The following is a 15,639-nucleotide window of genomic DNA, read 5'->3' as shown; positions in this document are numbered from 1 at the left end:
AGAAAAATGTTCTCCCTTATCCTTTTTTTACATGTAAGAGATTGGAGTGTTATTCTTCATGTAACACTTGAGGAACTGGCTCTTTCAGTTGTTGAAGTAGATTGACTACATCCAATACGCTGTGTACATCTGTGGGCGTTAAAAAAAAGTCATCACCTTGAGAAGAACAATGCTGTACGTAGTAGTAAAAAAGTTCATTTATGCTTTTGGCATAAGAAGCAAAATCGGCGTTTACCTCATAAAGAGCGGCGAGAAGTGCTAAATTGTGTTGGTCTACTTCACTGCAAGGACTATTAGTTGACTCATAGGGATATGGAAGATTGGAAGTTGTAAGGAATTGGTGTGAGTTTTTGGGGTTCATAATACTTGAATTTAGAATTAAAAAAGCCCGCCAGGTTTAGGTGTCCTACGCTTCAAGTAGCGTTGTGGTTGTTTCCAATACCACCACCTACCACACGGGCCATATTTTTTTGGATAAAACTTGAAGTTAGGAGTAGTAAATGTAAAGTGTTTTATATGTGTATCCTATTGTGTAGAAGCTGCTTATTTGTATTGTTGATGCATTTTCAGACTAATGGTTGAATAGTTAATGTCTTTTTTAGCAGAGCATGAAGCGTCAACCGATCCCTCGGCAATCCGTGTCTTAGATTGCCTTAGATGTTAAAATCGTGGAGTAAATCTATTTGTTTCAATCTATAGCACAGTGTCAACAACATACAAAGCAACGGTATTACTTGGAACAAGCAGTACAACAAGACTATGCAAATGCTTGGAATACCATCGGTTACTTGTATCAAAACGGCCTGGGGTACACCTATGACCGCGAATCCCATAAAGAATACGCGCATACTTGCCTATGCCAAAGAAAACGAAATAACCTAATACCAAATAAAAAGAGGATGCTTGGGGCATCCTCTTTTCATATGATAAACTTTAGAACTGGCGAACCGTTTGTCTAATAGCTACTAATTTTGTCATTAAATTTTCAAAGTGATCTAAGTGCAACATATTCGCCCCATCACTTTTTGCTTCAGCTGGATTGAAGTGTGTCTCTAAGAAAATTCCATCAACACCAACGGCAATACCTGCTTTGGCTACCGTTTCGATTAAGTCAGGACGCCCTCCTGTAACCCCACTTGATTGGTTGGGTTGTTGTAGGGAATGCGTAATGTCTAAAACCGTTGAGGCAAACTGCTTCATCGTTGGAATACCGCGGTAGTCAACAATCATATCTTGGTAACCAAACATAGTGCCTCGATCGGTAACCATAACATTTTCATTTTGACAGTCCAATACTTTTTGTACCGCGTGTTTCATACTTTCAGGGCTCATGAATTGGCCTTTCTTCAAGTTAACCACCTTACCTGTTTGGGCTGCTGCCACCACTAAATCCGTCTGGCGAACTAAAAATGCGGGGATTTGTAAAATGTCTACATATTCCGCTGCTAGAGCAGCATCCGACGATTCGTGAATGTCTGTTACAGTTGGCACACCAAATTCTTTTCCTACTTTGGCGAGTATTTTTAGCGCTTTTTCATCGCCAATCCCCGTAAAACTGTCAATTCTCGAACGATTTGCTTTTTTGAAAGACCCTTTGAATACATAGGGAATCTGCAATTTATCCGTTACTTTGATGATGTGTTCCGCAATGCGCATCGCCATTTCTTCACTCTCAATGGCACATGGTCCCGCTAATAAAAAGAAATTATCAGCCGCCGTATTTTTTATTTGTGGTATGTTTCGGATATCCATAGTTGTGTTTGTATTAGAATTATTTTCGTTTTGTTTTGCCCTTTTGCTTTTTCACTTTAACCATCTCTGGCTTGTGTGCTGCGGCTTTTACTTGGTCGTAATTCTTTGTTTTTAAAAAGTAAGAAATAATAGTAGTAAAGATAATACCAAATGAGAGATTATTCATCACTCCATTTCTTAAAAATAAGTCAAAAGAAGCATTTTGATAGGCTTCCTCTGGTGCCATATTCGCCTCGTTGATCAGCGCTTGTGCTAGTGTCTCCATAAAATGTGGACTCACTTGATTGAAAGTAATGAACTGAACGATAGGGAAGAAAAGCGTAATCATCACGCACATAACCAATCCCGTAAGAAAGGCTTGTTGCCATTGGATGACATTGTTGTAATACTCTTTCTTTTTTTGGCGAATGCCCAACCAGTAAAAAATGAAGAGTAAAAAACTAAATAGCATTTCAAGAAGCACTTCATAACGCACCTTTTCTGTGTGAAATCCCATTGACTTTCCTATAAACATCCAAATCAATGCTGCTAAGGTTGCCACAGCTGCCCATTTGAATTCAATAGAGAATTTTTTCATTGTATTAGCTTAAAGTGTAAGCTTCAAAAGTAAAGTTTTTATTTTATAGCTTAAAATATATTTTTTTCTAATTTTTTTTCTTAGATTTAATAATAACTATGAAAAAATAAAATAAAATAATCACTATTTTGTTAATTAAAATAGTAAAAAAAATAATTAGTTATGAAAACGCTTATTTTAATTAGACATGCTAAGTCGTGTTGGGATACGATTACAGAAGATAAAAATAGACCCATCTCTAAAGATAGAGGGGTTCAAGATGCTCTTTTGGTTTCCCATGCGATCAGCTCCCTTTTGCCTGATCGTTTTATCGTTTGGACTAGTACTGCAAAACGCGCCCAACAAACCGCTGCAATTTTTTGTCAAAACCTAGATATCAACCCCGCTTATGTCATTGAAAAAGAAGATATTTATACTTTCGATGTCAAGAAATTGGCGCGAACGATAAAAAAATGTGAAAATACACACAATACACTGATTATTTTTGGTCATAATGATGCTATCACAGATTTTGTTAATAAATTTGGTATGGTTTCGATTGATAATGTACCGACCTCAGGCGTAGTTGTCATGGACTTCCCCCAAGAGGATTGGAAAGCGATTAAGAACGGAACTGTAATTAGTAAAGTTTTTCCAAGAGATTTAAAATAAATAATGAATACAACTACTGTAACACCTAAATATTTTTACGTTGATCGTGAGAAAAGCTGGTTAGCTTTTAATGAAAGAGTTCTACAAGAAGCAGGAGACGTAACTGTTCCCTTACTCGAACGCCTCCGTTTTATTGGTATTTTTTCCAATAATTTAGATGAGTTTTTCAGAGTGCGCTATGCTACAATTCGCCGTATGGTGTTAACTGGTCAAAGCAACCGCCGCTTGGGAAGTGGAGTAGTAGTGAAAGACTTGCTGACGCAAATCACCAACCGCGTGATTGTGTTGCAAAGCGAAAGTTTGCGCATTCTAGCTGAAATAGAAAAACAACTGGAAGCGGAAAAAATATTTATCCTCAACGAAAAAACAATCAATGACAAGCAAAAAGCCTTTGTCAAAGATTATTTTTTACATACACTTTCCCACGATTTAGTGACGGTTATCCTCAGTGATTTGGCACCTTTCCCACTGTTGCGCGACACACATGGGTATTTGGCCGTTAAACTAGAGGTGGACGAGGAATTGCGCAGCAAAAGAAGTAAAGCAAATAAACGGGAAAAGGGAACGCGATACGCCATTATCGAAATTCCCAATATTGTCAATCGATTTGTCGAACTACCTTCAGATGATGATAAAAAATACATCATCATGATCGACGATATTATACGCGATAACTTAGCGTCAATTTTTAGTATTTTCGATTATAAAGCCGAGAAAGCCTTTATGATTAAGATTACCCGTGATGCTGAATTAGGGGTAGATACCGATTTGCACAAATCTTTTGTTGAAAAAATATCTAGTGGCGTAAGAGACCGTAAAGAAGGGGAGATTGTTCGCTTTGTCTACGACCAAGAGATGGATCAAGATTTATTGGACTATCTATTGGAAAATGTGGAGATTGAGATGAACGACAGCATCATCCCAGGGGGGCGTTACCACAATCGACGCGATTATATGAGTTTTCCTACTTTGGGGCGATTGGATTTGACTTATCCCAAGCAAGTTCCTGCAGCAGTGGTAGGCTTAGATATGGAAGACAGTATTATTCAACAGCTTCAAAAACGAGATTACCTCATCTATACACCCTACCAATCATTCTCTTACCTGGTGCGTTTATTGCGCGAAGCTGCTTTAGACCCACAAGTGTTGTCGATTAAGATTACCCTATATCGCTTAGCGAAAAACTCCCAAATTATTAGCTCGCTGATCAATGCAGTTAAAAATGGGAAAAAGGTAATCGCGCAAATTGAGCTGCAAGCGCGTTTTGACGAGGCGAGTAATATTTACTATTCCGAATTAATGCAATCCGAAGGCGTTCAGCTTATTTTTGGAGTAAAAGGACTTAAAGTACACAGTAAAATATGCGTGATTGAACGCCTGGAAAACAAAAAGATTAAACGCTACGGATTCGTTTCCACTGGAAACTTTAACGAAAGCTCAGCGAAAATATACACCGATGTAACCTTGTTGACCTCCCACAATCAAATCCTAAAAGATGTGTCAAAAGTATTTGAGTTTCTACAGGTGAATTACCGCGTACACAAATACAAACACCTTTTGGTATCGCCCCACTACACCCGATCGGGATTCAATAAATTAATAGATCGCGAGATTCGAAATGCCAAAAATGGGCTACCTGCATCAATCCGTTTGAAAATGAATAGCCTATCCGATTTGAGGATGGTAGATCGCTTATACGAAGCCAGTAATGTTGGGGTAAAAATACAGCTGATTATTCGCGGTATTTGCTGTTTAGTTCCCGGTATTCCTGGAATGAGTGAAAATATTGAGGCAATTAGCGTAGTGGATCGCTTTTTAGAGCATTCGCGTATTTATATTTTTGGCAACAACAACAATCCCGAAGTGTATATTTCATCTGCAGATTTTATGACGCGTAATTTAGATGAACGCGTGGAAGTAACTTGTCCTATTTACGATGAAAACATTAAAAAAGAATTGATCGAAACCTTTGAGATAGGGTGGAAGGGCAATGTGAAAACGCGTATACAATCTGGCGATCTAACTAATAAGTACCGTGAGCGAAAAGGAGAAGCGGACTTCCAATCACAACGAGAGATGTATCGTTATTACATGAACAAACTTAAAGGATAATATGTTAAAGATAAAGAAATATGCGGCCATAGATATTGGGTCCAACGCCATGCGTTTGTTGATTATGAATATAGTGGAGGCTAAGGGTAAAGATCCTGTTTTTAATAAGAGTTCATTGATTCGCGTTCCCATCCGCTTGGGGCAAGATGTCTTTACAGAAGGCGAGATCAGTGTGGCCTCCAAACAGAGGATGATTGAAGCGATGCAAGCCTTTTATTTGTTAATGCGCGTGAACAAAGTCGAACGTTTTATGGCGTGTGCTACCAGTGCAATGCGCGAAGCAGACAATGGACAAGAAGTGGCTGAAGCCGTTTTTGCAGCATCTAAAATTAAAATTAATATCATAGACGGAGAAAAAGAAGCGATGATCATCGCCTCAACGGATCTAAAAAACTACATCAACCAAACGAAAAATGTGATGTTTGTCGACGTAGGAGGGGGGAGTTCGGAGTTTACCATCTTTAAAGAAGGAGAACCCACGGCGTCCAAATCCTTCCGCAATGGAACCGTTCGACTGTTAAACGATATGGTGTCAAAAAGTGTGTGGAACGACATCCAATCCTGGGTAAAACAAGAAACCAAAGACTTGAACGACTTGATTGTTATCGGATCTGGAGGGAACATCAATAAAGCCTTTAAAATGTCGGGTAAGAGCCAAGACAAGCCCTTGAGCTATATGTACCTAAATCAGCAGTTAACGCGACTTTCCGAAATGACCTATGACGAGCGCATTGCACTACTGGGATTGAATCCAGATCGCGCAGATGTGATTATCCCCGCCCTGCGCATCTATGCCTTCGCCATGAAGTCCAGTGGAGCGAAACAAATCTACGTGCCAAAAATAGGAGTGTCGGACGGAATCGTTAAGGCAATTTACTTTGGTAAAATTCCTTTAGACTATCAAACGATAGGGTATGATTAACCGTGTTATGAATGGAGATAAAAAACAAAGCGCGACTTACTTTGAGTAGGTCGCGCTTTGTTATTCGCACGGTTTGTTTTTTGTGCGGTTTGTTAAATCTCTTCATTTGTAAGATAATTGTGCTTTACAACGAACAACGAACAACGAACAACGAGCGACGAGCGACGAGCAAAGAAATTTGTGCGGTTTATCTCACCTCGTTTATATTTGTTTTGGTGTTCGATGAATATATCTCACCTATTTTATATTTTTTTTTGGTGTTCGATGAATCTACACTTCGTTACGATTTTCACTTCGTTACGATTTTCGCTACGCTACGATTTGTTTTTTGCGCGGTTCGCGCGGTTTATCTCACCTAGTTTATATTGGTTTTGGTGTTCGATGAATCTACGCTACGCTACGATTTGCGCGGTTTATCTCACCTAGTTTATATTTTGTTTTGGTGTTCGATGAATCTACACTTCGTTACGATTTGTTAAATCTCTTCATTTGTAAGATAATTGTGCTTTACAACGAGCAACGAACAAAGAGCAACGAACAAAGAGCAACAAAATCTGTGCGGTGTATCTCACCTAGTTTATATTTTGTTTTGGTGTTCGATGAATCTACACTTCGTTACGATTTGTTTTTTGTGCGGTTTGTTAAATCTCTTCATTTGTAAGATAATTGTGCTTTACAACGAACAACGAGCAACGAGCGACGAGCAAAGAAATTTGTGCGGTTTATCTCACCTCGTTTATATTTTGTTTTGGTGTTCGATGAATCTACACTTCGTTACGATTTTCACTTCGTTACGATTTGTTTTTTGCGCGGTTCGCGCGGTTTATCTCACCTAGTTTATATTGGTTTTGGTGTTCGATGAATCTACGCTACGCTACGATTTGTTTTTTGCGCGGTTCGCACGGTTTGTTTATTTTCTTCATTTGTAAGATAATTATGCTTTACAACGAACAACGAACAACGAGCAACGAGCAACGAGCAACGAGCAACGAGCAACGAGCAACGAGCAACGAGCAACGAGCAACGAGCAACGAACAACGAGCAACGAACAAAGAGCAACGAACAAAGAGCAACGAACAAAGAGCAACGAACAAAGAGCTAGAAAGAATATTATAAAACAGATTTTATTTTTTGTTAAAATTAACATATATTTATAGCTTATCTATTAAACCAGGAACCTATGAGATATTTTTCTTGCGTCGTCGTTTTCTTTAGTTTTTATATCCATACTTTGTATGGGCAGCAAAATTTAGTATTGAACCCTAGTTTTGAAGATGTGAATGAGGAAGCATTAAGTTGTGATACTTATTCTTCTTCTCAAGAGTTTGAAAGTGCTATTAATTTTTGGAAATGCCCAAATCCAACATCTGATATTTTTCATACAAGTTTACCAGAATACTGCAATTCAAACCCCAATTATTCAGTTTTAACTAATAGGTATCAAATGCCTAGAACGGGTAATGCTATGACTGGTTTTTCGTCTTATATGATAGGTGATCCTGATATTTTTCCCGCAACAGAAAGTATTGAAGGTCAGTTAAGTGCGTCTTTGGTTGAAGGTAATACATATAGAGTAAGGTTTTATGTTTTATTAGCAGATTTATCTGAAATAGCATCCAATAATATTGGTATAAAATTCTTTAGTGAATCATATAGTGAAAGAAGTGAAAGTATTTCTAGAGGTGATACAGATGCAAATTATACACAGGTAATTACAGACAAGGAAAACTGGCATTTGATTGAATTAGAATTTACTCCTCAAATTTCGGATTTAAAGTATTTTATAATTGGTAATTTTTTCTCTGGTTCAGAAACTCTGATTGAAGTTTTTAATCCTTTAGGCGGTGGTTTATTCGCCTATTATTTTATTGATGATGTTTCAATAGAAAATATTTCTCCTCCTACTTTTGAAATATTTGGACCGTTTTGCAAGGGAAGTACTTTTATTTTACCAGAACAATCAGAAAATGGTCATACAGGTCGTTGGTCGCCTGCAGTTAATAACCAAGAAACCACTACGTATACTTTTACACCTGATAATCCTGATGTTAACCCTGTAACCTTAACCGTTGAGATAATAGAACCTCATATAGAGCCTATTTTTAATCTAGAAACAACAGTATGTAACGGAACAACCATCACTTTACCACGTATTTCAGAAAATGGAATAGCAGGTACTTGGTCACCTGAAATAAATAACAAAAAGACAACAACCTATACCTTTACACCTGAAACTGGTTCTTGTGCGTTAGAAACTTCTATTACGATAGAAGTAGTCGATATACTAACACCTGAGTTTACCCTTCCTTCTTTTATCTGTGAAGGAAGTGCGTTGGTTTTACCAGAAGAGTCTAACAATGGTATTAGTGGTGTGTGGACGCCTGCTATTGACAACCAGCAAACAACGACGTATACCTTTACCCCAGTAGGGCATGATTGTGCTGTACCAGCTTCAGTTACCGTAGAAGTTAAACAGGAGGATATTCCAGTACTAAATTCTTATTGTGCTAAAAATGAACTTTATGTAGAAGTAGTAAATCCTGACTTGACGAACCAATTTCAATGGCAAATAAATGATATAGCAATTGAAGAATCGTCTCCAACGATTCAGTTGTCGAAATATGCGAATCTATTGTATGAGAATCAAAATAAAGTAACGGTATGCATGACCAATACTTCAGGTTGTATCATCACAAATACGATAGAAATTGACAATAGAAACCTTTGCTTAATTCCTAAAGGTATTTCCCCTCAGGGTGATGGATTAAATGACACCTTTGATATCAGCCATTTTGGAGGAGTTTCTCTTCAGATTTTCAATCGCTACGGGATGAAAGTATATGAGAAGAAAAACTACCAGAATGAGTGGTTTGGACAAACAAATTCGAGTACTACACTATTGCCTAGTGGAACGTATTTTTATCAGATTGTAACGACTAAGGGAGAAACGCTTTCGGGTTGGGTGCAGTTGGTGTATTAAGAAGTTTTTTTTTTGTTAGATTGTTTTATTTAGAAAGTTCCCCCAAACCCATAACTTCATAACCCATTTCCCTTAACTAAAAAATCAAAACTTCTCAATCGCCCCCAATCCAAACAGCGCAAAATCGTATTTCACGGGATCAACAGGATCCAATTCACGCAAAGCCGTATCCAATTCCAAAAGTGCTTTGGCATCGTTTTGTGTGCGTTTTAAAATGCCCAGTTTACGCGCCATATTACCTGAATGTACATCTAATGGACAAGAGAGTTCACTAGGAGATACGCCTTTCCATAATCCGAAATCAACACCAGCATTGTCGTTTCTCACCATCCACCTCAGGTACATATAGAACTGTATAAAAAAGATGGTAAATTGTTGTTACATTTTTTTATTTGATTGAATTTCACCATACAAGAAATAGAGGAAGTGATTATCAAAAATAGGATAAGGAATTAGTTGATATAAAAATAGGAGTTATCGTTTTTGAGGCAACTCCTATTTAAGATAAACATTTGTATAGAATTTTCAAGACGAAAAATACTACTACATATTTTTTAAACACCAATTTTCGATGGTGCTTTTTACATCAAAATCATTAAATGTATTTTCAATTACTCTTTGTCTTCTTTTTTTATTTTTAGGTATATTATAATATTTCCCTTTATAATAAACTACTATATTATATTTATCAATTATAGAGGTATCGAAAACTAAGTAATTATCATAAATAATAATATTGTCATCATGCCATAATTCTCTATACATACTCTCTTTTTTAGGAAATATTCTAAAAAGTTTTAGTTTATGACCTTCTGTATTAGAAAATGATAATTGCTTTAATTTAGCACTGCGCAAGCTATATTCTATATTGGTTATTTTATCACTAAGGATATTGTTTCGAATATAAAAAGAATCAAGTTTAATTAGTTGGTCGTTATAAAACATTTCTCCTTTTAAAGATCCTTGGTAAGAGATATGGGTTCTACTATTTTTTGCATAATTACCGATATATAGGGGACTTCCTGGCTTAACAAAGCTCGATAAGTCGTAATTTTGAGCATAATTACATGAATGAATAAGTAATATCAGGGTGGTTAATATTTTATATATCATACTATAAATATATGAAAAATACTAATCATAGATGTTTTTTTGTAGCATTAATGAAATAAAAATATTTTGAATACAATAAACAGTTTAAACCGCTTTTATAGTAGTGCATAATAGAATAACTCGCTTGGAGAAATTCATTTATCTCACCTAGTTTATATTTTGTTTTGGTGTTCGATGAATATATCTCACCGAGCTTATATTTTTTTTTGGTGTTCGATGAATCTACGCTACGCTACGATTTTCACTTCGTTACGATTTTCACTTCGTTACGATTTGTTAAATCTCTTCATTTGTAAGATAATTGTGCTTTACAACGAGCGACGAGCAAAGAGCAACAAAATCTATGCGGTGTATCTCACCTAGTTTATATTTTGTTTTGGTGTTCGATGAACCTACGCTACGCTTCGGTGTATCTCACCTAGTTTATATTTTGTTTTGGTGTTCGATGAATCTACGCTACGCTACGATTTCCCATCACCCTTTTAAAATTTCTCAATCGCCCCCAATCCAAACAGCGCAAAATCGTATTTCACGGGATCAATAGGATCCAATTCACGCAAAGCGGTATCCAATTCTAAAAGTGCTTTGGCATCGTTTTGGGTGCGTTTTAGGATCCCTAGTTTACGCGCCATATTGCCTGAATGTACATCGAGTGGACAAGATAACTCACTAGGAGATATGCCTTTCCATAACCCAAAATCAACACCTGCATTGTCTTGGCGTACCATCCACCTCAAGTACATATTTATTCGCTTTGCAGCTGAACCTTTTAACGGATCTGAAAGGTGTTTTTGGGTACGCGATTGGTGTTGAATTTCAAAGAATATCGTTTTAAACTTCGAGATACGCTCTTGTAGGGGGAAAGACGAATCACTAAATACAGCTTCTAAGCCTCCGTGGTTGAGGTAAATGTGTTGCAAAGCCTGGATAAAAGTAACGAAATCCGTACTGTTAAAAGTGCGGTGTACAAAGCCTTCTAAAGCGTCTAAATGATCTTCATTGTGATTCATGACGAAATCATAGGGAGAATTGCCCATGAGTTCCATCATTTTATGCGCATTTTTGATGATCATCTTGCGATTGCCCCAAGCGATGGTTGCACTTAAGAAACCAGCAATCTCGATATCTTCTTTTTGGGTGTATAAATGAGGAATTTGTACAGGATCATCCACAATAAAAGAGGGATTGTTGTACAACACTACCTTTTCGTCTAAAAATTCTTTGAGCTCTGTTTGATTCATAAAGACAAAGCTAGGGAATTATTGGCAGGAATAACTATAGTTTGCAGAATGAAGTGATCAAATACTACTGTAGCCAAAATAAACACCACAGACTCCGTCAGGCTAAAAGCGGCGGAATACATAAAGAAAATACAAGCTGTTGAAAAAAGACGGCTAATATAGCGTCTTACGGGTTGATTACCCCATCAGTCATGACCAATTTGCGGTCAGCCATATCAGCTAATTCCTCGTTGTGGGTCACGATTACAAAAGTTTGATTAAACTCATCCCTGAGTTGAAAGAAGAGATTGTGTAGGTTTTCGGCTGTTTTGGTATCTAAATTTCCAGAAGGTTCATCAGCAAAAATCACTTTGGGTTTGTTGATCAACGCTCGGGCCACGGCGACGCGTTGTTGTTCTCCACCCGAGAGTTCGGATGGGTAGTGATGAGCACGTGGAGACACGCCCAAATAGTCCAATAATTTTTTAGCCTCTTCTTCCGTTTCTTTTCTGTCTTTCCCTGCGATATAGGCAGGAATACACACGTTTTCTAAGGCGTTAAATTCTGGAAGCAATTGGTGAAATTGAAAGATAAATCCCAGGTTGAGGTTTCTAAATTTAGAAATTTCCTTATCGTTTAATTTCAACACATCTGTATCATGGATAAAGAGCGAGCTATTGGGCTGAATAGTAGGTTTATCCAATGTCCCTAAGATTTGAAGTAGCGTTGTTTTTCCAGCACCGGAAGCGCCGACAATCGAAATGATTTCTCTTTCTTTGATGTGAAGATCAACACCCTTTAAAACCTCTAGTTGGTCATAAGATTTTCTAATATTCGTCGCTCGTATCATACTGTTGTTTTTGATCGGCTACAAATTAACAATGTTTTGTTCAATTAAAAATTAAAAAGAGAAAAATATTTTAAATCTACCTAGATTTCCCGCTATAATTGATAACTTAGACTTCTGAAATGTATGAGATAAAAGTAAAAAGTAGATGAAAAAAGCAATAGTAGCTGGCGGTTGTTTCTGGTGTACAGAAGCCGTATTTAAGCGTTTAAAAGGCGTCACAGCAGTATTACCTGGATATATTGGCGGCAAAAATGAAAACCCAACCTATGAGCAAGTGTGTACGGGGGAGACTGGACATGCTGAGGCGATAGAAATTACCTATAATGACAATGAAGTAAGTTATACAGAATTGTTGGAGATCTTTTTTGCGACACATAATCCGACCACATTAAACCGACAAGGGGAGGATGTAGGTACGCAATACAGAAGTGAGATTTTCTACCTCGATGAGGCCCAAAAGCAAGCAGCAGAGGAGTATATTGGAATTTTGAGGGACGAAAAAGTATTTGATCAACCGATTGTGACCCGCGTGAGTCCTGCTTCAACCTTTTACGTTGCCGAAGATTACCACAAGAATTACTTTGAACGCAAAGGGACAGAGAATCCGTATTGCCAGCTGGTTGTAAAACCAAAGGTTGATAAATTTGAACAGAAGTACTCAGCCAAACTCAAATAATACACTACATGACCCAAGAAGAACAAGTGCGCGCTAGTCAAATCAAAAGAAGACAACTTATTACAGGTTTATTCCTTGACCTCCTTGGAATGGCGAGTTATTTGTTGCCGGGAATAGGTGAATTTACGGACCTGATTTGGGCGCCCATCTCCGCTTTTATTCTAGCGAAAATGTACCCAGGAAAAATCGGAAAAGTAGGGGCTATCGTCAATTTTATTGAGGAACTTGCTCCAGGAATAGATATTATTCCAACCTTTACCTTAACTTGGGTATACACCTATTACTTTCAGAAGAAAAGTTTCTAATAAATAGTGTTTTTTATTTTGTTAAAATCATAAATTTTTCTTAACTTTAAAGTGCTTTCTTTAGATGAGGAAGAAGTGAAAAAGGATTGATTAACTATAAACCATATTTTATGAGAAACTTAATTGTGATTATTTGTAGCATTTTCTTATTTGTTAGTTGTAAAGAAACAAAAAACAGTAGGGCTTTGGGGGATGAGAATGCAGGAAAGACATTAATAGGATGGTACTATTATAATTTAGGAGAAGAAAAGTATGATGATTTGAAGCAATATTTAGATGAGGATTTCTTTAAAACGACAACAGAAGAAGCGTTTTTTACAAAGTTGAAACAACGTGAAGGCGAGCTAGGACACATAGTAAAAGCTGTTTTTAAAGAAGGAGATATGACGGAGGAGAACAAAAAAGAAAAAATTAAAGAATTTGAATTTGAATATGACGTTCAATACGAAAAAAAGACTACAGTTGAAAAATTCAAACTAATTAAAAGAGGAGACGAGTTTAAGATCGCTAAAATTGATTTTTAAACCAATATACGTATAAAGTACAACAGTGTACTTCCGAAAAAGAGGGTGTCCCAAAAGGGCACCCTCTTTGTTTGGTATAAAAGCCTGTTCACGGGTTGTAATCAAGGAGGTTGCCCTAACCTTGCTCTTCGTTTTCTTTTATATAACAGCGTAGTCCATGTATGCTGCGTCCATAGTGTATCTATTAAAAAGCCTTGTTTTAATAGACACACTATGGACGCATTATGGACTCACTATGGACTCACTACTTAGAAATCTGGTCTGATACTTTGTCTCGTCCTGATATAGCTGTACGGTTCTTGTTTATCATCCTGTTCTCTACTATAGCATTGATCCTTTTTTACTCCTGAGATAAGAGCGTAATTTACCAATAAAGCCGTACATTTGTTTGTTGTTAAACGAAAGGGATAGCCACCTGTTGATTCTCCTTTTGTTCAATCAAAGTGTAGGTAAACCTACCAACTGTGAAGGAAGGCCAAAGCTGAAAGCACCTAAAAACCGAAAGCTCTACTAAAACAAGGTTATGGAATATTTGTATCTATTCATCATTGTTCTCCTGTTAGCCGTGATTGGCATTCTGTTGTATTTTTTACTCAATTACAACAAACAACGCGTTGCTTTTGAGAAGGAAAAAGAATTATTTGACACCAAATTGAGGTATTTACAATTAGAAAATTTGGAATCGAGATTGGATCCACACTTGTTTAAGAACATTTTAAATTCCATTCAATCCCATGCTTATCAAACGTATTACGCCCTGGATAAGATGGCGGGAGTTTTGGATTATATCTTATACGATAGCCAGCGCAAACTCGTTACACTCAAAGAAGAGCACGAATTTGCAATGCGTTTGATTGACATCAACAAGATTAAGCTCAATCCGTTGTTTCGTTTGGATGTTCGCTCAAATATAGGCGAAGTAGAAGTGCTGTATACCGAAGATTTAGTTGCCCCATTAATTTGTGTCGAACTTATTGAAAACGCATTTAAACACGCAGATTTAACAGGAAATGATGCTTTTATTTCCATTTTGTTTAAATTAAAAAAAGGGCAGTTTGATTTAGTGGTTTCCAATAAGAAATCCTCCAAAGGATCACTGCGAAAAGAAAAAGGAGGGTATGGACTTTCCGCCTTGCGCGAACGCCTACATTTGATATATGGTCCATACTATAAATTAGAAAAATCAGAAGATGACCAAGTGCATTCTATGCATCTAAAAATTAATTTGAATGAATTCAAAACTAAAATGTATACTCTTAGATGATGAGTTATTAGGACTGAAATACTTAAAGATGCTATGTGAGCAAATTGCTGAGATAGAGGTTGTTAAAGTGTTTGATGATCCTGTTTCTTTTGTAGAAGAAGCTCCTACTTTAGATTTTGATGTGGCTATTCTCGATATTAATATGCCGGGGATGGACGGGTTAAGTGTGGCTCAACTATTGACCAATAAAGGGGTGATTTTTGTCACTGCTTATAAGGAATATGCCTTGGAAGCCTTTGAGGTAGACGCCATTGACTATATCGCCAAGCCCATTAAGAAGGAGCGTCTACAGCGTGCAGTACAAAAGGCTATGCGTCAGTTGAAACCTGTGGAATTCAATGCGTCTTTAACGATTAATTCTAACAAGGGTAAGGCTATCTTGCAATTTGAGGATATTCTTTATATCAAGACCTGTGAAAGTGATGGACGTGATAAGGAGATCTTTCTCGAGGGAGATCAACAGCTAATTGCAAAGAATATATCCCTGGATAAACTGGTGGAAGTTTTACCCGCAGCCAAGTTTTGTCGCATTAATAAACGCGAAATTATTGCCCTTAAAATTGTGCGTTTCTTTGGGCATGATCTCATTACCACCCAGCTTTTAACCGAGCAAGGAAAACCGCTCGAACTCACCTTAGGGGTGACCTTTAAGACCGATTTCTTGGACAAGATTTAATTTCATTACAAGAATTT

General features: G+C 37.1%; 17 protein-coding genes and 1 pseudogene. 10 read left to right on the top strand and 8 right to left on the bottom strand.

Annotation, left to right across the window (positions count from 1 at the left end; all coding sequences use genetic code 11):
- Window positions 1–49: 49 nt before the first annotated feature.
- The 4 genes from H4K35_RS06680 to H4K35_RS06665 all read right to left on the bottom strand — a co-directional run bounded on the left by H4K35_RS06680 (window position 50) and on the right by H4K35_RS06665 (window position 2,329).
- Window positions 50–361: a hypothetical protein gene (locus tag H4K35_RS06680; RefSeq protein ID WP_182626612.1), complete on the bottom strand. Its 312-nt coding sequence runs from the start codon at window positions 359–361 to the stop codon at window positions 50–52.
- A gap of 332 nt (window positions 362–693) precedes the next feature.
- Window positions 694–912, bottom strand: coding sequence for a hypothetical protein (locus tag H4K35_RS06675; protein WP_182626611.1), 219 nt, complete (start codon window positions 910–912; stop codon window positions 694–696).
- 21 nt (window positions 913–933) lie between these two features.
- Window positions 934–1,752 (bottom strand): 3-deoxy-8-phosphooctulonate synthase, encoded by an 819-nt coding sequence (gene kdsA, locus H4K35_RS06670; protein ID WP_182626610.1) that lies wholly within the window; start codon window positions 1,750–1,752, stop codon window positions 934–936.
- A gap of 19 nt (window positions 1,753–1,771) precedes the next feature.
- Window positions 1,772–2,329: a DUF4199 domain-containing protein gene (locus tag H4K35_RS06665; RefSeq protein WP_182626609.1), complete on the bottom strand. Its 558-nt coding sequence runs from the start codon at window positions 2,327–2,329 to the stop codon at window positions 1,772–1,774.
- A gap of 162 nt (window positions 2,330–2,491) precedes the next feature.
- Between H4K35_RS06665 and H4K35_RS06660 the strand changes: the two genes are divergently transcribed.
- From H4K35_RS06660 to H4K35_RS06640, 5 genes are all read left to right on the top strand, one after another.
- Window positions 2,492–2,980: a histidine phosphatase family protein gene (locus tag H4K35_RS06660; protein WP_182626608.1), complete on the top strand. Its 489-nt coding sequence runs from the start codon at window positions 2,492–2,494 to the stop codon at window positions 2,978–2,980.
- Window positions 2,981–2,983: 3 nt separating this feature from the next.
- Entirely contained in the window at window positions 2,984–5,092 is a 2,109-nt protein-coding gene (ppk1, locus tag H4K35_RS06655) for a polyphosphate kinase 1 (protein ID WP_182626607.1), read from the top strand.
- 1 nt (window position 5,093) lies between these two features.
- A complete protein-coding gene (locus H4K35_RS06650; RefSeq protein WP_182626606.1) occupies window positions 5,094–6,014 on the top strand; it encodes a Ppx/GppA phosphatase family protein in 921 nt (306 codons plus the stop codon).
- A gap of 936 nt (window positions 6,015–6,950) precedes the next feature.
- Window positions 6,951–7,130, top strand: a complete 180-nt coding sequence (locus H4K35_RS06645; protein ID WP_182626605.1) for a hypothetical protein — start codon at window positions 6,951–6,953, stop codon at window positions 7,128–7,130.
- Window positions 7,131–7,194: 64 nt separating this feature from the next.
- Window positions 7,195–8,994 (top strand): gliding motility-associated C-terminal domain-containing protein, encoded by a 1,800-nt coding sequence (locus tag H4K35_RS06640; RefSeq protein ID WP_182626604.1) that lies wholly within the window; start codon window positions 7,195–7,197, stop codon window positions 8,992–8,994.
- Between the two features lie 84 nt (window positions 8,995–9,078).
- Here the strand turns inward: H4K35_RS06640 and H4K35_RS06635 are convergent.
- The 4 genes and pseudogenes from H4K35_RS06635 to H4K35_RS06620 all read right to left on the bottom strand — a co-directional run.
- A pseudogene (locus tag H4K35_RS06635) lies at window positions 9,079–9,339 on the bottom strand (DUF2400 family protein); the annotation flags it as partial.
- Window positions 9,340–9,537: 198 nt separating this feature from the next.
- A complete protein-coding gene (locus tag H4K35_RS06630; RefSeq protein ID WP_182626603.1) occupies window positions 9,538–10,107 on the bottom strand; it encodes a hypothetical protein in 570 nt (189 codons plus the stop codon).
- Window positions 10,108–10,589: 482 nt separating this feature from the next.
- The gene (locus H4K35_RS06625) at window positions 10,590–11,348 is read right to left on the bottom strand and encodes a TIGR02757 family protein (RefSeq protein WP_182626602.1); all 759 of its coding nucleotides are present in this window, start codon (window positions 11,346–11,348) and stop codon (window positions 10,590–10,592) included.
- 166 nt (window positions 11,349–11,514) lie between these two features.
- Window positions 11,515–12,177, bottom strand: a complete 663-nt coding sequence (locus H4K35_RS06620; protein ID WP_182626601.1) for an ABC transporter ATP-binding protein — start codon at window positions 12,175–12,177, stop codon at window positions 11,515–11,517.
- A gap of 145 nt (window positions 12,178–12,322) precedes the next feature.
- On the opposite strand from H4K35_RS06620, the gene msrA reads away from it, so the two are divergent.
- From msrA to H4K35_RS06595, 5 genes are all read left to right on the top strand, one after another.
- On the top strand, window positions 12,323–12,853 hold the full coding sequence (gene msrA, locus H4K35_RS06615; RefSeq protein WP_182626600.1) for a peptide-methionine (S)-S-oxide reductase MsrA: 531 nt from the start codon (window positions 12,323–12,325) through the stop codon (window positions 12,851–12,853).
- An 8-nt stretch (window positions 12,854–12,861) separates the two neighbouring features.
- Window positions 12,862–13,158 carry a hypothetical protein gene (locus H4K35_RS06610; protein ID WP_182626599.1) on the top strand — a complete coding sequence of 99 codons (297 nt, stop codon included), beginning with the start codon at window positions 12,862–12,864 and terminating at the stop codon, window positions 13,156–13,158.
- 110 nt (window positions 13,159–13,268) lie between these two features.
- Entirely contained in the window at window positions 13,269–13,682 is a 414-nt protein-coding gene (locus H4K35_RS06605; protein WP_182626598.1) for a hypothetical protein, read from the top strand.
- Window positions 13,683–14,205: 523 nt separating this feature from the next.
- A complete protein-coding gene (locus tag H4K35_RS06600; protein ID WP_182626597.1) occupies window positions 14,206–14,946 on the top strand; it encodes a sensor histidine kinase in 741 nt (246 codons plus the stop codon).
- The gene (locus tag H4K35_RS06595) at window positions 14,912–15,622 is read left to right on the top strand and encodes a LytTR family DNA-binding domain-containing protein (RefSeq protein ID WP_182626596.1); all 711 of its coding nucleotides are present in this window, start codon (window positions 14,912–14,914) and stop codon (window positions 15,620–15,622) included. The genes H4K35_RS06600 and H4K35_RS06595 overlap by 35 nt, the downstream gene beginning before the upstream one ends.
- Window positions 15,623–15,639: the final 17 nt, after the last annotated feature.

Origin of the sequence: Myroides sp. NP-2, from assembly GCF_014145665.1 — a bacterium.
Taxonomy (GTDB): domain Bacteria; phylum Bacteroidota; class Bacteroidia; order Flavobacteriales; family Flavobacteriaceae; genus Flavobacterium.
This window is presented reverse-complemented; position numbering and strand designations above follow the sequence as displayed.